General features: G+C 58.4%; 21 protein-coding genes. 16 read left to right on the top strand and 5 right to left on the bottom strand.

The window, feature by feature from the left end; translation table 11 throughout:
• The first annotated feature begins 100 nt into the window (after positions 1-100).
• Positions 101-556: a methylated-DNA--[protein]-cysteine S-methyltransferase gene (locus ACR0DH_RS00620; protein ID WP_480546400.1), complete on the top strand. Its 456-nt coding sequence runs from the start codon at positions 101-103 to the stop codon at positions 554-556.
• A gap of 75 nt (positions 557-631) precedes the next feature.
• Positions 632-1,096, top strand: coding sequence for a hypothetical protein (locus ACR0DH_RS00625; protein ID WP_480546402.1), 465 nt, complete (start codon positions 632-634; stop codon positions 1,094-1,096).
• On the opposite strand, the gene ACR0DH_RS00630 is transcribed toward ACR0DH_RS00625, so the two are convergent.
• The 4 genes from ACR0DH_RS00630 to fsa all read right to left on the bottom strand — a co-directional run bounded on the left by ACR0DH_RS00630 (position 1,089) and on the right by fsa (position 4,352).
• Positions 1,089-1,787 carry a CDP-alcohol phosphatidyltransferase family protein gene (locus ACR0DH_RS00630; protein WP_480546404.1) on the bottom strand — a complete coding sequence of 233 codons (699 nt, stop codon included), beginning with the start codon at positions 1,785-1,787 and terminating at the stop codon, positions 1,089-1,091. The genes ACR0DH_RS00625 and ACR0DH_RS00630 overlap by 8 nt on opposite strands.
• A gap of 81 nt (positions 1,788-1,868) precedes the next feature.
• Positions 1,869-2,795, bottom strand: coding sequence for a tyrosine recombinase XerC (locus tag ACR0DH_RS00635; protein WP_480546406.1), 927 nt, complete (start codon positions 2,793-2,795; stop codon positions 1,869-1,871).
• Entirely contained in the window at positions 2,792-3,499 is a 708-nt protein-coding gene (locus ACR0DH_RS00640; RefSeq protein WP_480546408.1) for a DUF484 family protein, read from the bottom strand. Before ACR0DH_RS00640 ends, ACR0DH_RS00635 begins: the two co-directional genes overlap by 4 nt.
• A gap of 199 nt (positions 3,500-3,698) precedes the next feature.
• Positions 3,699-4,352 carry a fructose-6-phosphate aldolase gene (gene fsa / locus ACR0DH_RS00645; protein ID WP_480546410.1) on the bottom strand — a complete coding sequence of 218 codons (654 nt, stop codon included), beginning with the start codon at positions 4,350-4,352 and terminating at the stop codon, positions 3,699-3,701.
• 88 nt (positions 4,353-4,440) lie between these two features.
• Between fsa and ACR0DH_RS00650 the strand changes: the two genes are divergently transcribed.
• The 4 genes from ACR0DH_RS00650 to ACR0DH_RS00665 all read left to right on the top strand — a co-directional run bounded on the left by ACR0DH_RS00650 (position 4,441) and on the right by ACR0DH_RS00665 (position 9,341).
• Positions 4,441-6,636, top strand: coding sequence for a primosomal protein N' (locus ACR0DH_RS00650; protein ID WP_480546412.1), 2,196 nt, complete (start codon positions 4,441-4,443; stop codon positions 6,634-6,636).
• Positions 6,637-6,716: 80 nt separating this feature from the next.
• A complete protein-coding gene (locus tag ACR0DH_RS00655; RefSeq protein WP_480546414.1) occupies positions 6,717-7,949 on the top strand; it encodes an MFS transporter in 1,233 nt (410 codons plus the stop codon).
• A 66-nt stretch (positions 7,950-8,015) separates the two neighbouring features.
• Positions 8,016-8,894 carry a 50S ribosomal protein L11 methyltransferase gene (locus ACR0DH_RS00660; protein WP_480546416.1) on the top strand — a complete coding sequence of 293 codons (879 nt, stop codon included), beginning with the start codon at positions 8,016-8,018 and terminating at the stop codon, positions 8,892-8,894.
• 102 nt (positions 8,895-8,996) lie between these two features.
• The gene (locus tag ACR0DH_RS00665) at positions 8,997-9,341 is read left to right on the top strand and encodes a hypothetical protein (RefSeq protein WP_480546418.1); all 345 of its coding nucleotides are present in this window, start codon (positions 8,997-8,999) and stop codon (positions 9,339-9,341) included.
• 111 nt (positions 9,342-9,452) lie between these two features.
• Here the strand turns inward: ACR0DH_RS00665 and ACR0DH_RS00670 are convergent, their stop codons facing one another.
• Positions 9,453-9,668, bottom strand: a complete 216-nt coding sequence (locus tag ACR0DH_RS00670) for a DUF1127 domain-containing protein (RefSeq protein WP_480542002.1) — start codon at positions 9,666-9,668, stop codon at positions 9,453-9,455.
• Between the two features lie 343 nt (positions 9,669-10,011).
• Between ACR0DH_RS00670 and ruvC the strand changes: the two genes are divergently transcribed.
• From ruvC to pal, 10 genes are all read left to right on the top strand, one after another.
• Positions 10,012-10,509, top strand: coding sequence for a crossover junction endodeoxyribonuclease RuvC (gene ruvC / locus ACR0DH_RS00675; protein WP_353012451.1), 498 nt, complete (start codon positions 10,012-10,014; stop codon positions 10,507-10,509).
• Complete coding sequence (gene ruvA / locus ACR0DH_RS00680) at positions 10,506-11,183, top strand: Holliday junction branch migration protein RuvA (protein ID WP_480546420.1); 678 nt, start codon at positions 10,506-10,508, stop codon at positions 11,181-11,183. The genes ruvC and ruvA overlap by 4 nt, the downstream gene beginning before the upstream one ends.
• 4 nt (positions 11,184-11,187) lie before the next feature.
• Complete coding sequence (ruvB, locus tag ACR0DH_RS00685; protein WP_170531051.1) at positions 11,188-12,207, top strand: Holliday junction branch migration DNA helicase RuvB; 1,020 nt, start codon at positions 11,188-11,190, stop codon at positions 12,205-12,207.
• Between the two features lie 64 nt (positions 12,208-12,271).
• The gene (locus ACR0DH_RS00690; protein WP_480546422.1) at positions 12,272-12,895 is read left to right on the top strand and encodes a hypothetical protein; all 624 of its coding nucleotides are present in this window, start codon (positions 12,272-12,274) and stop codon (positions 12,893-12,895) included.
• Positions 12,892-13,275 carry a tol-pal system-associated acyl-CoA thioesterase gene (gene ybgC / locus ACR0DH_RS00695; RefSeq protein ID WP_170531048.1) on the top strand — a complete coding sequence of 128 codons (384 nt, stop codon included), beginning with the start codon at positions 12,892-12,894 and terminating at the stop codon, positions 13,273-13,275. The genes ACR0DH_RS00690 and ybgC overlap by 4 nt, the downstream gene beginning before the upstream one ends.
• 111 nt (positions 13,276-13,386) lie before the next feature.
• Complete coding sequence (gene tolQ / locus ACR0DH_RS00700; RefSeq protein ID WP_353012465.1) at positions 13,387-14,082, top strand: protein TolQ; 696 nt, start codon at positions 13,387-13,389, stop codon at positions 14,080-14,082.
• Positions 14,083-14,085: 3 nt separating this feature from the next.
• Positions 14,086-14,556 (top strand): protein TolR, encoded by a 471-nt coding sequence (tolR, locus tag ACR0DH_RS00705; protein WP_170531045.1) that lies wholly within the window; start codon positions 14,086-14,088, stop codon positions 14,554-14,556.
• Positions 14,557-14,571: 15 nt separating this feature from the next.
• Positions 14,572-15,669: an energy transducer TonB gene (locus ACR0DH_RS00710; protein ID WP_480546424.1), complete on the top strand. Its 1,098-nt coding sequence runs from the start codon at positions 14,572-14,574 to the stop codon at positions 15,667-15,669.
• The gene (tolB, locus tag ACR0DH_RS00715) at positions 15,666-16,985 is read left to right on the top strand and encodes a Tol-Pal system beta propeller repeat protein TolB (RefSeq protein ID WP_480546426.1); all 1,320 of its coding nucleotides are present in this window, start codon (positions 15,666-15,668) and stop codon (positions 16,983-16,985) included. The genes ACR0DH_RS00710 and tolB overlap by 4 nt, the downstream gene beginning before the upstream one ends.
• A gap of 84 nt (positions 16,986-17,069) precedes the next feature.
• Complete coding sequence (pal, locus tag ACR0DH_RS00720) at positions 17,070-17,576, top strand: peptidoglycan-associated lipoprotein Pal (protein WP_170531039.1); 507 nt, start codon at positions 17,070-17,072, stop codon at positions 17,574-17,576.
• Positions 17,577-17,578: the final 2 nt, after the last annotated feature.

Consider the following 17,578-nt stretch of genomic DNA (forward strand, 5'->3'; position numbering starts at 1 on the left):
TTTAACAATGGGGCAAGCTTAGCATGAAATTGCCCAAATCCCAAAACAGGTCCTGCTTGGCTCTCTTGCGTTGGGTGCTCTGATCTGAAAGCCTTGGGTCATGGCCATGATTGCAGTTGAAACACAGTTCGGAAGGTTAGGCGTTGTTGAGGCGGACGGGGCGATCACGCGGCTGGTCTGGCATGGGCAGGATGAGGGCGAAGCTACATCCTTGCTGCGCGAAGCGGCAGCCCAGCTGCGCGCCTATGATGCCGGTGAGTTGACACGCTTTGATTTGCCCTATCGCATCGAAGGGTCAGAGTTTCAGCGGCAGGTCTGCGATCTGATGTACGCGATACCAATGGGTGAAACCATGACCTATGGCGAGATCGCAAAACAGCTTGGACACCCGGCCCAACCGGTCGGACAAGCCTGTGGCGCCAACCCGATCCCGGTGATTATCCCGTGCCACCGGGTTCTGTCGGCAACGGGTCTGGGCGGGTTCTCGGGCGATGGTGGGGTCGAAACAAAGGTCGCCCTCTTGCGCCACGAAAAGGCGGCTGGCCTGCTGATCTGACAACCGGATTTCAGTTGCAATCCTGTGATCAGGTGCACAACTTATACAAGATACCGCAGTTGAAGGGATCTTATGATGACCGAGGCAGATCGCGCCGCTCGCAAGAAATCAATTGTTGATAAGCTGATGTCGCTGGAAGAACAGGAGCTTGCTACGGCACAGGCGCACTATGACGCCTTTCTGAAAGATGCTCAGCTGGACGACCGCGAAGCGCATGACAAAGATGATATCGCGGCCTCACGCGAGAATGCGGATCTGGCTGCTGCTTTTGACGCGCCCGTCCACGCCCATCACGCCAAGATCGATGTGATCGAAAACACTGACTTTGGTTTGACCGATACGGTTCAGCCCGGGGCTGTCATCAAGTTCAACAATCGCCGTTTTGTTGTTTGCGTCTCAACAACCCGTTTCGATGTGGGTGGAAAGACTTACATGGGTATTTCAACGCAAAGCCCCATTTACCTCGCCATGGTTGGGCTTCAAGCGGGTGATGTCTTCACGCATAATGGAGCTGAGTTCGAGGTGCAGGACGTCATGTAGCCCTGCGCTGTGGTATGATCTGCTGTCCGATCCCGGCAAAGACCAGATAGAGGCTGGTGATCACCAGGCCCCAATGCGCCCAGCTTTCGGGGTGGAAATCAACCCAGGCCGCCCAGCCAGCAAAGAAGGTCCAGGCAAAAGCCATGGGAAGTGTCAGGCTGCGCCACCGCTCAGTCCGCACAGGGTGTACGAATTTGAGCGGTAGGAACATCGCGATCGACAGCAGTGTGACAAGGACAAGGCTGAACCAGAAGTTGGGTTCAAGCGCGAAGATCACGATCACAACCATGTTCCAGCATCCCGGAAAACCCGAGAACGAATTGTCTTTTGTCTTCATTCGGGTATCGGCAAAATACATCGCGCTTGCAAAGGTGATCACGATGATCGCAAACCAGCCTGTCCATCCGTCCATCAGGCCCGACTTAAACAAGGCGTAAGCCGGGATGAACACATAGGTCAGATAGTCGATGATCAGATCCAGAAGCACGCCATCAAATTCGGGTGCGTTCTTTTTGACATGGTAGTGCCGCGCAAGCGGTCCGTCGATCCCATCGATAATGAACGAAACCACCAGCCAAAGATACATCAGGCTCCATTCACCTTCGACGGCGGCTAGCATGGCCAACATGGCAAAAACAGCGCCCGTCGCAGTGAAAAGATGGACGGCTAAGGCTTTGAATCTGAGTGTCATGCGAGTGTCATGTACGATGCGTGTCCAAGATGCAAACCAAAAGCCCAGTTGCGTGACCTACTGCCCAAGAAACCTGTTTCGTCAGTGTTTGGCCTTGGGATGCGCGCGGTTATAGACCTCCATCAAGCGCGCGGTATCAACGGCTGTATAGGCTTGGGTCGTCGAAAGCGATGCGTGACCCAAAAGTTCCTGAATGGCCCGAAGATCGCCGCCGGCAGACAGTAGATGTGTGGCAAAGCTATGCCGCATGGCATGAGGTGTTGCCGTTGACGGCAGACCCAATTGCATCCGGACTTTGGCCATCACCCCCTGAATGGCGCGCGGGTTCAATGCGCCACCGCGCACACCGCGGAACAGCGGTGCCTCCGACGATTGAGGATGTGGACAGAGGCGGAGATACCGGTCTACAGCCTCACGCGCCGCAGGGATTACGGGGACGATGCGTTCTTTGCCACCCTTACCGATGATGCGCAGGGTTTGCGGCAATGGGGTATCGGCCCCAGTCAGAGAAAGGGCCTCGGAAATCCGCAAGCCGCAACCATAGAGTAGGGTGACAACTGCTACGTCTCTCGCGGCAACCCAATCCGATGTTGCCTGCAATTCGACCGTGTCGATCATGGCCCGGGCTGCGTCCTCGGCCAGGGGGCGCGGCAGCTTCTTGGTGAACTTGGGCGCGCGGGTGGACAGGACGGCCGTGGGTTCAAACCCTTCCCGTTCAGCTAGCCATCGGTAGAAACTTTTGACAGCCGAGAGTTTGCGCGCAAGCGACCGCGCACCAATCCCATCCGCGCGCAGTTGTGCCATCCAGGCTCGCATATCCGAGATCGAGATGCGCTCAAGTGCGGCAAGCCCCTGACGATCCCCTTGATGGAGTGTCATGAAGGACAGAAAATCAGTGACATCGCCGCGATAGGCGGACTGGGTGTTGTCTGATCGCCCAGCCAGCGCGCCAAGGCTTTCCAGCCAATGCTGCAAGGCATCCCTGCACGCCGGTGAAATCAGGCTCACGACAGCCAGTGGCGCATCGAGCGTTCGAATACGCCTGCGAAGAAGGCCAAAAGATCAGTGCCAAGCTGTGGCGTGAAATGGCGCGGATCGGTGGCGCCTATCACGATCATGCCTGGCAGGCGGCCTGCACCCAGATCCAGCTTGAGGCATGCCTCGGACCGCAGATGGTCGGCGTCGCTACCAAAGATGCGTGGGTTGGGTTGACGGATTTCGCGCAAGGTGACATCGCGCACTGTGCTTCCGCGATCCTGCGAGAGGTATCTGTTGACGTAACCGGGTTCAACGACCGTCAGAACACCGCCCAGCGTGTCGATCGCGGGGTCGTCTTGCAGGATGGCGGTTTCCAAAACCAGAGTGATCTGATCGACACGCAGAATTTCGGGAACTTCGTTACCCAGGATGCGCAGAAAATCCTCGAACTCGACGGGTTCTAGGAGCCGCAGAATGGCGCGATGGATCTGATTGGTGCCGGCCAGGTTTTCATAGGCTGCCGCAATTACCGAACGATGCGTGTCTTCCAGCCGGTCCAACCGCGCTTCGAGCCGCTGCATGGCAATGCCACGCAAGTCGATCACGTTTTCACCGCGCGCTTGTTCATTGGCGCTGACCAATGCCTGCATCAGGTCTTTGTCATCCAGCAATGCGTCTGGTTTGGCCAGAATCGCAGCGCGAAGGCTGTCTTCAAGTTTTGGGTTGCTGCTCATGTCCCGTCCGGTCGGTATTTTTTGTTTTGGCGGCTTATAGCATGACGAACCGGTTTTGCCTTGGGAAAAATACATCTTTTGGTGGAATAATTGGCCCGTGTGGCGAGCGCTCCCGCCTGTTTGGCGCTGATCAGAGATCAGCCCCGCACAGTTGGGCCGGGCGCGGTGCCTGTCGGCACCGCGCGGTTGTGCAAAAGGATCAGAGGATTTGCTGACCGGTTTTGGCCCAATCGGCGAGGAAGGTTTCAAGACCTTTGTCTGTCAGAGGATGATCGGCCAGTTTCTTGATCACGGTTGGCGGTGCAGTGATCACATCGGCCCCGATACGCGCGCTGTCGGTCACGTGGTTCACGGTGCGGATCGACGCCGCGAGGATTTCGGTCTCGAACCCATAGTTGTCATAGACCTGACGAATGTCGGCGATCAGGTCCATTCCGTCGAGGTTGATATCGTCCAGACGACCGATGAAGGGCGAGATGAAGGTTGCGCCTGCTTTGGCTGCCAGAATTGCTTGATTGGTCGAGAAACACAGGGTCACGTTGACCATCTGGCCTTCGTCGCTGAGGGTTTTACAGGTTTTCAGGCCGGCCCATGTCAGCGGTACTTTGACCGCGATGTTCGGCGCGATCTTGGCCAGCTTGCGGCCTTCGGCGATCATGTCGTCGGCCTCGGTGGCGACAACTTCGGCGGATACGGGGCCGTCGACCAGATCGCAGATTTCCTTGGTGACTTCCAGAATGTCGCGGCCTGATTTCAGGATCAGCGAAGGGTTGGTGGTGACGCCGTCAACCATGCCCAGGTCGTTCAGTTCGGCAATGGCGTCGATCTCGGCGGTGTCTACGAAGAATTTCATGCGGGCAGTCCTTTGATGGGTTGGCCTTGGTCGCGGATGGCTTTACCTCAAAGAGACCCCTGCTGGAACCCCCTGCATAGGATATGCTGTGAGCGCTAACGAATTTTTCGACGAAGGAGAGCTGGTTGCGGTGCTGACCACGCAGCCGCTGGACCGTACGTTGGATTACAAAGCGCCCGAAGGTGGGTGCTTTTTAGGCGCGTTTGTCGAGGTGCCGCTGGGGCCACGCAAGGTTCTGGGCGTAGTTTGGGGGCCGGGACAGGGCGGGTTTGATCTGAACAAGGCGCGGTCCGTGATCCGGGTGCTTGAAGTTGCGCCCATGCGAGAAGAGATGCGGGTGTTTTTGGGAAAGGTGGCGGATTACACGCTAACACCGATGCCTGCGATGCTGCGCCTTGCAACCCGCGCGCCGGGCTTGGGTGATACGCCGTCGATGCGGAAGGTCTATCGCCTGGGTGTTGCCGAGCCGGATCGGATGACCGACGCTCGGGGCCGGGTGCTTGAGGTGTTGAAAGAATACGGCGGGCTGGCCTTCACGTTGAAAGAACTGGCCGAGCAGGCCGGGGTAACGACCTCTGTCGTCAAAGGGTTGGTCAAACTGGGCGCTGTTCGAGAAGAGGACAGCCCGCGTGACCTGCCCTATCCGCATCTGAACCCGGATTTGCCGAGCAAACAGCTTACGGACGACCAAGCCGCGGCGGTCGCCTCGTTGAAAGATGGTCAGCGCACAGGTGATTACGGCACTACTTTGCTGAAAGGCGTGACGGGTTCGGGCAAGACGGAGGTGTATCTGGAGGCCGTCGCAGAAACATTGCGCATGGGGCGGCAGGCTCTGGTGCTGCTGCCTGAGATTGCGCTGACCGCCGAATTCCTTACCCGCGTCGAGGCCCGGTTCGGCGCCCACCCTGCCGAATGGCATTCGGGTGCAACCATGACTGAACGACGCCGGGTCTGGCGCATGGTTGGTCAGGGTGATGCGCAACTGGTCGTGGGCGCGCGATCAGCTTTGTTTCTGCCCTTCCGCGATCTGGGGCTTGTTGTGGTCGATGAAGAGCACGACACATCCTATAAACAGGAAGACGGGGTGCACTATAGCGCCCGCGATATGGCGGTTTTGCGGTCCGCCATTTGCGGCGCGCGCGTGGTTTTGGCCAGCGCGACGCCCTCGCTAGAAAGCTGGGCAAATGCCGAGGCGGGCAAGTATGAAAGGTTGGACCTGACGTCCCGCTTTGGCGCGGCGATGCTGCCCGAAATGAGGTCAATTGATATGCGGGCCGAACCGCTGCAACCCAACAGCTGGATCTCACCGTCCTTGCGGCAGGCCGTGCAACAACGGATCGAGAATGGTGAACAGTCCCTGCTGTTCATAAACCGCCGCGGCTATGCGCCGGTCACCTTGTGCCGAGCTTGCGGCAGCCAAATTGCATGCGATCATTGCGATGCACGGATGGTGGAACATCGTTTTCTCAAACGCCTCATGTGCCATCAGTGTGGTGAGACCAAACCGATGCCCTACGTTTGTCCATCGTGCGGGGTCGAGGGCAAACTGGCGCCGGTGGGGCCGGGGATCGAACGGCTGGCGGAGGAGGCCGAAGCCACCTTTCCTGACGCCAACATCACCATGCTGAGTTCGGATCTTTTCGGATCGGCCCGGGCGTTGAAGGCAAAGATCGAGGAGATTGCCGCAGGGGAGGCGGATATCATCATCGGCACCCAACTGGTGGCCAAGGGGCATAACTTCCCCAAGCTGACATTGGTCGGTGTCATTGATGCGGATCTTAGCCTGCATGGGGCTGACCTGCGCGCGGCCGAGCGCACCTTTCAATTGATGCGGCAAGTGGCGGGTCGAGCGGGGCGTGCGGACAAACCCGGTCAGGCCCTGTTGCAGACCTTCCAACCCGAGCATCCGGTGATCCGGGCGATCCTGTCAGGGGATGAGGAAGGGTTCTGGAAAACCGAAGCCGCTGCGCGACAAGCAGCTGGTGTGCCGCCTTATGGGCGCATGGCGGGTATCGTCTTGTCCGGACCAGAGGTTGGGCCGGTGTTCGATATCGGCAACGCCATGGCTCGCAATGATGCGCCACTGCGCGAGATCGGGGCGCAGGTCTTTGGCCCGGCGCCCGCCCCAATAGCGCGTATTCGCGGGCGTCACCGGGTGCGTCTGTTGGTCAAGGCCCCAAAGGGGGCGCCAATACAAGACGGCATCGCCCGCTGGATTGCGCCGTTGCGCCTGAAAGGCGATATTCGTCTGACGGTCGATATCGACCCGCAGAGTTTCTACTGATCTCTGCACCTGTGCAGACCCATTGTGCGCTCCGTGCTTTCCTCTCGCCAAACCCTGGAAATGGGCGTAGAGGGACTCTCATGCTGAAACCCATGCCCCTTGCCGAGGCGCAAAGCCTGCCGTTCTGGCGCCGCCCGATCACGCTTCTTTTTGTGATGGCGATGACCATGCCGATTGCGTTCAACGGCTGGAGTGCCCTGCTGAACAATTTCGTCATCGAGGTGGCGAATTTTGATGGCGCGGATATCGGCCTGCTGCACACGGTGCGCGAAATCCCGGGCTTTCTGGCGGTTGGTGTGATTGCGGTGATCATTTTCGTCCGCGAGCAGGTCTTGGCCATGATCTCGCTGATGATGCTGGGTGTGGCAACAGCGGTGACGGCATGGTTCCCCAGCCTGGGTGGGTTGCTATTCGTGACTTTGTTCAGCTCGATCGGCTTTCACTACTACGAAACGGTAAACCAGTCGCTTCAGCTGCAATGGTTGCCCAAGGACAAGGCCCCGCAAGTGCTGGGCTGGCTGGTGGCCATGGGGTCGGCTGCAACGGCGGTGGTCTATGGACTGATCGTGTTGACATGGGATCGGTTCGATCTGTCCTACAATACCGTTTTTTGGGCCACCGGAGGGGTGACTGCTCTGCTGGCGCTGTTCAGCCTGATTGCTTATCCGCAATTTGACGCGCCCACACCGCAGACTAAGAAACTGATCCTGCGCAAACGCTACTGGCTATACTACGCGCTGCAATTCATGGCCGGAGCGCGTCGCCAGATCTTTGTCGTCTTTGCGGGCTTCATGATGGTTGAGAAATTCGGGTTCGAAGTTCACGAACTCACCAGCCTGTACCTGATCAATCTCGTGATCAACATGGCCGCCGCTCCGATGCTGGGCAAAGCAGTGGCCACGTTTGGCGAGCGCCGCACGTTGATCTTCGAATATACCGGCCTCGCGATCGTCTTTGCAGCCTATGGCGGCATCTATTGGTTTGGCTGGGGCGTTTTGCTGGCGGCGATCCTTTACGTGATCGACCACGTTCTGTTTGCTTTGGCGCTGGCGCTGAAAACCTATTTCCAAAAGATTGCTGATCCGGCGGATATCGCTCCAACAGCTGCGGTGGCCTTCACCATCAACCATATTGCGGCGGTGTTCCTGCCTGCGCTGCTGGGCCTGCTTTGGGTCGTGTCGCCCGGAGCCGTCTTTGGCCTGGCGGCTGCAATGGCCATGATCTCGCTGCTGCTGTCGCTGCTCATCCCGCGCCATCCCGAGCCAGGGAACGAAACCATCCTGTCCAAATACGCCGCGGCCCCTGCTGAATGAGCGCCTATGCTTGACCTTGGCGGGCCCAAGCCATAGGCGCTGTCTCAACTGAGACAGGAGGTCCCCATGCCCACATTCACCGCGTTAACGACGCTGACAGGCAAAACTGCCGCCGAAGGTCTGGGCGAGGCGATGGAGCGTTTGGACCCGGAACCAACTGGTGTTGGTGTGTTCGAGGTCGAAGACGGCTCGGGCCTTTGGGAAGTTGGGGGGTATTTCACTGAAGCTCCAGATGAGACAGCCCTTGCGGTTTTGGCTGCTGCGTTTGAGGCCAAATCCTTTGTCGTCTCGGAACTGCCTGAAACCGATTGGGTTGCCCATGTGCGCCGCGAGCTCGCCCCCGTTGAGGCAGGCCGGTTCTTTGTCTACGGCAGCCACGATGCAGACAAGCTGCCCAAGGGTCGGATACCATTGCTGATCGAGGCCGCGATGGCGTTTGGCACAGGCCATCACGGCACCACGCTTGGGTGTTTGAAGGCGCTGGATCGTTTGCTGGATGACGGGTTCAGCGCGATGAAAGTTGCCGATATCGGATGTGGCACCGCCGTTCTGGCCATGGCCGCAGCACGTGTGTGGGATGGCGAGATTCTGGCCAGCGACATTGATCAGGTGGCGGTTGATGTGGCCGAGGCCAACCTGAAGGCCAATGGCATGGCCGGAGCCGTTCGCTGTGTCGAGGCGGCGGGGTTCGATCATCCTGAGCTTAAATCTGCCGCGCCGTATGACCTGATATTTGCAAATATCCTCAAGGGCCCGCTGGTGGCTTTGTCACCCGAAATTGCCGCGAATCTCTGTACGGGGGGGTACGCAATTCTGTCGGGAATCCTCAATGAACAGGCTGACGATGTCGTGTCTGTTTATTCCCAGAATGGATTTAATCTGACCGACAGAAGTGAGATTGGTGAATGGACGACGCTAATCTTAAGCAAACAGGGCCCAATTTAGACCATTTGCAGGAGTTTTATGGATTTTTGCCACGGTTTTGTCGCATTCTCTGCTTACCGTTTTTTGATCAACTCGATGGGGGGCGGTTTTGTGGAGGCTGCCATGACGACAAAACAACTGGAATTCAATCAGCGCGTACATCGCCTGAACAAGAAGCATCACAAGATGAGCCGAGGCTATCGCGCGACGATGCGCAAGGATGGCTTGGTTGTTATGAAACCACAGCGTGTTCGATCAGCTGTTCCGGCTAAAGTGTTAGTCTTTTGCTTGCTTGGCTTTTTCGGATTCAAAGCGTTCCTGCTCTCCAGCCTCGGGCCGACAGGCTATCAGTTTCGGATCGATAGCCTGAATCAGGGCACATCGGTTGAACAGGCTGGTGCCTGGGTCATGCAGATCGATCCCTTGTCCGAAGCGCTGGCGATTCAGTTGAACAAGGTTCTCTACTGATACAGTTCGGTTTTAGACGTCCAGAATAGAAAAACACCGCGCGCTGATCAGCACGCGGTGTTTTCTGTTTGCCCCATAGGGAGGAGAAGGGGCAGTTATGTTGTCGTCGTCTTAACGGCGGCCTTCGGCGATCATATCGATGTCGCCACGGCACAGGCCGATATCTTCCAGCTCGCGGTCCGTCAGGCCAGTCAGCGCTTTGCGTGTTGCGCGGGCGTCGTTCCATTCAGCAACGACATTGAATGCCGATGCAAAAAGCGCGCCGATACGGCCAACGAGGCCGAACGAGCCAGTGGTGGCGATGCGGGTGGTGTCCAGTGCAGCCATATCCTGTTTCCTTCTGGTTTGTGTTTCATATCGATCTTGCGATCTGCCGGGCATTTAGTGCTGCCAAATCGCCTGCACAAGATCATTTTTTGCATATTTCCTATGCAATAATTGCAAGCCTCATCTTCAACATGTTTAAGCCGTAATTCGCTTAAATTATTGGTTAATTCGCGTTCATAAACTGGTCGAAAACAGATTATTCGAAGTCGCAATCGACGCGTGGTGTCGTTGGCAGGACAAAGCTGTCGGTTTTTGTCCATGGACCAATTCGCTTGGAAAATGTTCACGCTTCGTGCTAGGCGTTGAAAAAAGATCACATAACCCGAGCAGGCCGAGGCACAACATGCGAATTTTGGGCATTGATCCGGGGTTGAGAACCTTGGGATGGGGCGTCATCGAATCGCATGGCAGCCGCCTGAGCCATGTTGCGAACGGGTTATGCAAATCAGATGGCGACGATCTGGGTGAGCGGCTGCTGTCGTTGCATAACCAGATTGTCGAAGTGATTGCCGAGCATCAGCCGGATCAGGCTGCCATTGAACAGACTTTTGTGAACAAGGACGGGGCAGGGACCCTTAAGCTGGGCCAAGCGCGGGGTGTGGCGCTGTTGACGTTGGCTCAGGCGGGTTTGCCGGTGGGGGAATACGCGCCCAACCGGGTCAAGAAGACCGTGGTTGGTGTTGGCCATGCCGAGAAAGAGCAGGTTTTGCACATGGTCAAACTGCAACTGCCCGGCTGTTCACCAAAAGGCGCAGATGCGGCGGATGCGCTGGCGATTGCGATTTGTCATGCGTATTACGGCAAGACGCAGCAATCGCGGTTGAAAGAGGTCGGGGCATGATCGGTAAGCTGACAGGGCGTTTGGACTATCGCGCAGCGGATCATGTCCTGATCGATGTGCGTGGGGTCGGTTACATTGTCTATTGCTCCGACCGAACCATGGCAGCCCTACCGGGGGTGGGTGAGGCGGTCTCGATCTACACCGATATGGTCGTGCGCGAGGACCTGATGCAGCTCTATGGGTTCCTATCTCTGGTCGAAAAGGAGTGGCACCGGTTGCTCTGCTCGGTTCAGGGCGTTGGGGCGAAGGTATCCTTGGCTATTCTGTCGGCGCTTGGTCCCGATGGGGTCAGCCGCGCGATTGCCCTGGGCGATTGGGCGGCAGTGAAAGCAGCCAAGGGCGTTGGACCGAAGACTGCGCAGCGAATTGTATTAGATCTCAAAGACAAGGCCCCGGGCGTCATGGCCATGGGCGGCACGGTAACCGAGGCGATGGATGGCCCCGCGCTTGAGGTGGTTGAACTGACTGAACCCGCCCCTGCGCCGAAACGCGTGGCGAAACCGGCCTCGGGGTCAGCAGCGGCATCTGCGGGCGCGCTGTCTGCGCTGTCAAATCTGGGCTATGGCCCGTCCGAGGCCGCCTCGGCCGTGGCCGAAGCGGCGGCGAGCCTGCCGGAAGCGAGTGAGGCTGAATTGATCCGCGCAGCACTGAAATTGCTGGCACCAAAGGGCTGAGTGAATGGTAGACGCTGATCCCACCCTGCGCCCCGACCCTCTGCCCGAGGATAATGACCGCGCATTGCGCCCGCAGGGATTGGACGAGTTCATCGGTCAGGCCGAGGCACGCGCTAACCTGCGCATCTTCATCCAATCGGCCAAGCAGCGGGGTGAGGCGATGGATCATACGTTGTTCCATGGCCCTCCGGGCTTAGGGAAAACCACGCTGGCTCAGATCATGGCGCGTGAGTTGGGCGTAAACTTTCGCATGACATCCGGCCCGGTTCTGGCCAAAGCAGGTGACCTGGCGGCGATCCTGACCAATCTGGAATCGCGCGATGTGCTGTTCATCGACGAGATACACCGTCTGAACCCGGCGGTTGAAGAAGTGCTCTATCCCGCGATGGAGGATTTTGAGCTGGATCTGGTCATTGGCGAGGGCCCGGCGGCCCGTACAGTGCGGATCGAGTTGCAGCCGTTCACGCTTGTCGGAGCGACCACGCGGATGGGGCTTCTGACAACGCCGCTACGCGACCGTTTTGGTATTCCAACAAGGTTGCAGTTTTATACTGTGGATGAGTTGCATGAGATCGTCACCCGCAACGCCCGCAAACTTGGTGCTCCGGCGGATGATGATGGCGCGCGCGAGATTGCGCGCCGGTCACGCGGGACACCCCGGATCGCTGGGCGGTTACTGCGCCGGGTGGTCGATTTTGCAATCGTCGAAGGGGACGGCCGGATCACGCGGGAACTGGCCGATGGAGCATTGACGCGTTTGGGGGTCGATAATCTGGGGCTGGATGGGGCCGACCGGCGGTATCTGAAGCTGATTGCTGAGAATTATGCGGGCGGTCCGGTTGGTATCGAAACGCTCTCGGCTGCGCTGTCAGAGAGCCGGGATTCGCTGGAAGAGGTGATCGAGCCCTATCTGTTGCAGCAAGGTTTGATCCAACGCACGCCGCGTGGGCGGATGTTGGCGCAAAAAGCGTGGACACATCTTGGAATTGCCCCGCCTCGCGGCCAGAGCGATCTGTTTGGTTGAAGCGACGCACTTAAGATTTTATGCCTCTCAGTGAGAGTATTTTCAGAAAGACAAAGGGCTGGGCGTGACTCCGGACGAGATCGAAGCGCTGTTTACCCGTGAGAGCGGTGAGTTTCTGTTTGCGCGCTGGGGGCGACCCGTCGTGCCCATCGTATTTGGGGTTGAGGATGAAACCCTGTCCACTGTCAAAGGCGCGTTTGAGGCGGTTGTGACGTTGGCCGGTCACAAGATGGCTGAAACCGACCCGGAACTGGGTGCCAATTGCATGGTGTTCTTTTTCCGCGACTGGCAGGAACTGCTTGAGGTGCCGGATCTGGATCGTCTGATCCCTGACCTCGGGCCATTGGTCGACCGGTTGTTGGCCGCTGAGGCCAATCAATACCGGATATTCCGGTTCGAAGAGGATGGCGCGATCCGCGCCGCGTTTGTTTTCCTTCGCATGGATAAGGAATTGTCCAAGGTGCCTGCGGAAACCCTTGCGCTTAGTCAGGTGGTGCAGACGATCCTGTTGTGGTCGGATACCGCGTTTCGGGCGCAATCGCCGCTGGCAATTACGGCAGGGGCCACGATCCTGCGGCCGGATATTGCTGCACTGATCCGCGCCGCGTATGACCCGATTTTGCCGGGGTCGGCGCAGGATGCCTCGCATGCTTTACGTCTGTTTGCCCGGTTGGAGACATTGCAATGAAACACACCTACCCGGTTCGCGTGTATTATGAAGACACCGATATGGGCGGCGTCGTCTATCACGCAAATTACCTGCGATATATCGAGCGCGCCCGCTCCGATTGGGTGCGAAAACTGGGCAATGACCAGAATGCGATGCGGGAACAGGGCATTGTTTGGGTCGTACGGCGCGTCGAGGCGGACTATCTGGCCGCAGCGCGGTTCGAGGATGAGCTGGTTGTGGAAACCGAGATGGTTTCGCTCTCTGGCGCACGGCTGACCATGTCGCAGCTGGTGAAACGGGGTGAGACCGAGATTTTCCGGGCTGAGGTTACCGCGGTGTGCATGAATGCGCAGGGCAAGCCCGTGCGCCTTCCGGCAGAGATTCGCGCATTGATGTAACAATTTGTGGACCTGGGGTGGTTCTGTTGGCTTTTCAGCCCCAACTGCGATAGCGTTTGGCAAAACAAGGCCAAATCAACGGCCATTCAGGCAAAAACAAAGAGCAGGTTCATGGAAGCTGAAACGCTGGCGCTGGCGCAGGAGATCGATTTCTCCATGTGGGGGCTGTATGCCCGCGCGACCTTTATCGTCAAACTGGTGATGTTGATGCTGATCGCGGCATCGATCTGGTCCTGGGGCATTATCATCCAAAAACTCATCAACTATCGCGCGGCTCGGCGCGAAGCGCAGGTGTTTGATGAACATTTCTGGTCTGGCAACCCGTTGGATGAGCTGTTCGAGCAGATCGGCTCGCAGCCTGACGGCAGTTCCGAGAAGATATTCGCCGCCGGAATGATCGAATGGCGCAGATCGCATCGCACCGATGGCGGGTTGATCGCAGGCGCAACGGCCCGGATTGATCGATCGATGGATGTCGCCATCGCAAAAGAGGCGGAGACCTTGCAGAAAGGGCTGCCTATTCTGGCGACCGTCGGCTCGACCGCGCCGTTCATAGGTCTGTTCGGTACGGTCTGGGGCATCATGAACGCCTTTATCGAGATTGCCGAGCAGCAGAACACCAACCTTGCCGTTGTCGCTCCCGGCATTGCCGAGGCGTTGTTGGCGACCGGTCTAGGCCTGTTGGCCGCGATCCCGGCGGTGATTTTTTACAACAAGCTCAGTGCCGATAGCGATCGGATCGTTGGCGGTTACGAGGCCTTTGCAGATGAATTCGCCACTATCCTGTCGCGTCAGTTGGACGGCTGAGCGATGGGCGCGGCGGTTCAGCAGAACTCTGGCAGCAATGGGCGCAGACGCGGACGGCGGCGTGGTCGCGCGCAACCAATGGCCGAGATCAACGTGACGCCTTTTGTCGATGTCATGCTGGTGCTGCTGATCATCTTCATGGTGGCAGCGCCTCTGCTGACCGTCGGGGTGCCTGTCGATCTGCCCAAGACTGCCGCAAGTGCTTTGCCCGGCGATAGTGAAGAACCGCTGACCGTCACGCTGACTGCTGATGGCCGTATTCAAATTCAGACCACCGATATTCAGCGCGAGGAATTGATCGGAAGGCTACGTGCCATTGCAGCCGAGCGCAGCAGCGATCGGGTCTTTCTGCGCGCTGACGGAGCAATCCCCTATGCACAGGTGATGCAGGTCATGGGCGCGTTGAATGCGGGCGGGTTTTCGAATGTGGGTCTTGTGACGGATACCGGCGGGCCGACGCTGGACGATGGGTAAAGGTGGGGTCGCGCGGTGGATACCGGCACCAAAATCTCGGCGATTGCGCATGTCGGGCTAATCAGCTGGGCGCTGTTCGGCGGCACCTTCCGGTCCGAACCTTTGCCGATGGCTGTGCAGGATGTGTCCGTGATTTCGGCTGAGGACTTTGTAGCGATGACCGCGCAGACCAACGCGCCCGAAGTGCCGACCTCACCGGGTATATTGGAGCAGCCGCCAGAGCCCGAGACCGAAGCCAACGCGCCCGAGGCGACACCGGAAGAACAACCGCGCCCCGAGCCCGTAACGCCATCTGAGCCCGAGCCCGAGGTTCAACCAGAAACGGTTGAAGTTCCGCCAGAACCGGAACTGCCAGAAGAGCCCCCGACACTGAAGGAACCGGAAACGACCGCCTTGGTTGCGCCTCCGGGCCCCGAGGCGCAGCCCAGCCCGTCTGAGCGGATCGCACCCGAACCCGTCGCGCCACCACCGCCCGAGGCGAAGCCGGATGAGGTGGAAACGCCCCCCGTTTCTTTGGACGAAGGTGCTGAAACCCAGCAGGAACAACAGGATCAAACCGCCCCGGAAGAGGCTGCGCCTGAGATTGTGACTGAGGCTGAGGAGAGCGATGAGCAAGCGCCTCTGACGTCGCCACGTCCACGTGTACGACCCAATCGTCCAGCCCCTGCGCCTGAACCAGAGGTGGCGGAAACTCCGGAACCGACCCCTGAGGCGCCGGCGCAGAACAATGATGATGCCATCAACGACGCGCTGGCCGAGGCTTTGTCCGAACCCGCCGCACCATCCGGCCCGCCGCTGACCAGCGGTGAAAAGGATGCGATGCGTGTGGCGGTATCGCAATGCTGGAATGTCGGCTCGTTGTCGACGGATGCGTTGAACGTCGTTGTTGTGGTTGGGTTTTCACTCAATCGTGATGGAACGGTTGTAGGCGGAAGTGTTCGCTTGCTGGACAGCTCTGGCGGGTCGGCGGGGGCTGAAAATCAGGCTTATCAGGCCGCAAGACGGGCAATTTTGCGCTGTGGTGCGCGTGGATACGATCTGCCTGCTGACAAATACGATCAGTGGCAGGATATTGAGATTACCTTCAATCCCGAGAGGATGCGGATCAAATGATGAAACTTCTGACCAGCCTCGTCCTTGGTCTGACCGTGATGTCGGCCCCGGTTCATGCTCAGAGCGGCCCGCTGCGCCTGGAGATCGACGAAGGGATCATCGAGCCGATGCCCTTTGCGGTTCCGAATTTTGTGCCTGATGGACCGTCCGCGACGCAATACGCCGCCGATCTTTCCCGCGTTGTCGCGGCGGACCTGACTGGAACGGGGCTGTTCCGTGAAATCTCCTCGGACGCATTCATCAGCCGCGTCAGTAGCTTTGATGCACCGGTGCAGTTTGCCGATTGGAAAGCGATCAATGCGCAGGCACTGATAACCGGGGCGGTCAATGTCTCGGGCAAGCGGCTGACGGTACGTTTCCGGGTCTGGGATGTGTTCTCAGGTCAAGAACTGGGCAACGGGCTGCAGCTGGCCGGAACCACCGATGGGTGGCGGCGCATGGCACATAAGGTTGCCGATCAGGTCTATAGCCGGATTACGGGCGAAGGTGGATATTTCGACAGTCGCGTGGCGTTTGTCTCGGAAAGCGGCCCTAAAAACCAGCGTCTGAAACGTCTGGCGATCATGGATTATGATGGGGCAAATGTTCAGTACCTGACCGACAGTTCCGCGATCGTTTTGGCCCCGCGCTTTTCGCCCACCGGGGATCGGTTGCTTTACACCAGCTATGAAACAGGCAGCCCGCGTATCTACGTGCTGGATGTGGGAAGCGTGAGGCGTCAGGAGTTGAATACCCAGGGTGGCACCATGAGTTTCTCGCCCCGCTTCTCACCGGATGGAAGGTCAATTGTCTATTCGCTGATCCAGGGCGGTAACACCGACCTTTGGAAGATGGATCTGGCCTCTGGGCAAAGTACGCGCCTGACTAATACGCCTGCGATTGAAACAGCGCCCAGCTATTCGCCAGACGGCAGCCAGATCGTGTTTGAAAGCGACCGTTCGGGAACACCACAACTGTATGTCATGCCCGCAAATGGGGGCGAGGCAACGCGGATCAGCTTTGGTCAGGGCCGCTATGGCACACCCGTCTGGTCGCCGCGCGGAGATTTGATCGCGTTCACCAAGCAAAACAAAGGCCGGTTCCATATCGGTGTGATGCGCACCAACGGGGACGAAGAACGCCTGCTCACATCTTCCTTCCTGGACGAAGGGCCAACATGGTCCCCGAACGGGAGGGTTATCATGTTCACCCGAGAGACACAGGGTGCAAGCGGTCGGGCGACGCTCTACTCAGTGGATATTTCGGGTCGGAACCTGCGGCCAGTGCGAACACCGGACGGTGGCAGCGACCCGTCATGGGGTCCGTTACAGAATTGATCGCTGCAGACGTGCGGGAACGTTCACAAGAAACCGCCCCTGTGGTAGACAGGCGGCAACGAACAAAACAACGAGGCACTTGAGATGAACATATTGGGCAAAATCCTGGCGCTGGGCGCGCTGAGCGTGGTTGCAGCTTGCGCAAACAATGATCCTTCGGCTCTGGGCGGTGGCGGTCCCGGTGGCAGCGGTTCGATTGTTGCGGGGTCACCCAGTGATCCGCGCTCGCCTGCGTATTTCCAGCAAACGGTTGGCGATCGCGTCTTGTTTGCAGTGGATCAGTCGACCCTATCGCCGCAGGCTCAGACGGTGCTTCAGGGGCAGGCCGAGTGGCTGATGGCGAACCCTGACTATGTGGCAACGATCGAAGGCCATGCCGATGAGCAGGGCACGCGCGAATATAACCTCGCGCTGGGTGCACGGCGGGCGAATGCAGCGCGCGAGTTCCTGATTTCGCGTGGGGTGGCGGGCAACCGACTGACCACTGTCAGCTATGGCAAAGAGCGCCCGATTGAAATTTGCAGCACCGAGGAATGCTATTCCAAGAACCGCCGTGCGGTAACAGTGCTGACCGGTTCAACCTTGGGGTAAGA

Source organism: Ruegeria sp. I1 (assembly GCF_056532675.1).

Excerpts from the sequence above, each read along its gene's own strand:
- ACR0DH_RS00620 (WP_480546400.1), top strand. The coding sequence starts at position 101 with ATGGCCATGATTGCAGTTGAAACACAGTTCGGAAGGTTAGGCGTTGTT.
- ACR0DH_RS00625 (WP_480546402.1), top strand. The coding sequence starts at position 632 with ATGACCGAGGCAGATCGCGCCGCTCGCAAGAAATCAATTGTTGATAAG.
- ACR0DH_RS00630 (WP_480546404.1), bottom strand. The coding sequence starts at position 1,787 with ATGACACTCAGATTCAAAGCCTTAGCCGTCCATCTTTTCACTGCGACG.
- ACR0DH_RS00640 (WP_480546408.1), bottom strand. The coding sequence starts at position 3,499 with ATGAGCAGCAACCCAAAACTTGAAGACAGCCTTCGCGCTGCGATTCTG.
- fsa (WP_480546410.1), bottom strand. The coding sequence starts at position 4,352 with ATGAAATTCTTCGTAGACACCGCCGAGATCGACGCCATTGCCGAACTG.
- ACR0DH_RS00655 (WP_480546414.1), top strand. The coding sequence starts at position 6,717 with ATGCTGAAACCCATGCCCCTTGCCGAGGCGCAAAGCCTGCCGTTCTGG.
- ACR0DH_RS00660 (WP_480546416.1), top strand. The coding sequence starts at position 8,016 with ATGCCCACATTCACCGCGTTAACGACGCTGACAGGCAAAACTGCCGCC.
- ACR0DH_RS00665 (WP_480546418.1), top strand. The coding sequence starts at position 8,997 with ATGACGACAAAACAACTGGAATTCAATCAGCGCGTACATCGCCTGAAC.
- ACR0DH_RS00670 (WP_480542002.1), bottom strand. The coding sequence starts at position 9,668 with ATGGCTGCACTGGACACCACCCGCATCGCCACCACTGGCTCGTTCGGC.
- ruvC (WP_353012451.1), top strand. The coding sequence starts at position 10,012 with ATGCGAATTTTGGGCATTGATCCGGGGTTGAGAACCTTGGGATGGGGC.
- ruvA (WP_480546420.1), top strand. The coding sequence starts at position 10,506 with ATGATCGGTAAGCTGACAGGGCGTTTGGACTATCGCGCAGCGGATCAT.
- ruvB (WP_170531051.1), top strand. The coding sequence starts at position 11,188 with ATGGTAGACGCTGATCCCACCCTGCGCCCCGACCCTCTGCCCGAGGAT.
- ybgC (WP_170531048.1), top strand. The coding sequence starts at position 12,892 with ATGAAACACACCTACCCGGTTCGCGTGTATTATGAAGACACCGATATG.
- tolQ (WP_353012465.1), top strand. The coding sequence starts at position 13,387 with ATGGAAGCTGAAACGCTGGCGCTGGCGCAGGAGATCGATTTCTCCATG.
- tolR (WP_170531045.1), top strand. The coding sequence starts at position 14,086 with ATGGGCGCGGCGGTTCAGCAGAACTCTGGCAGCAATGGGCGCAGACGC.
- tolB (WP_480546426.1), top strand. The coding sequence starts at position 15,666 with ATGATGAAACTTCTGACCAGCCTCGTCCTTGGTCTGACCGTGATGTCG.
- pal (WP_170531039.1), top strand. The coding sequence starts at position 17,070 with ATGAACATATTGGGCAAAATCCTGGCGCTGGGCGCGCTGAGCGTGGTT.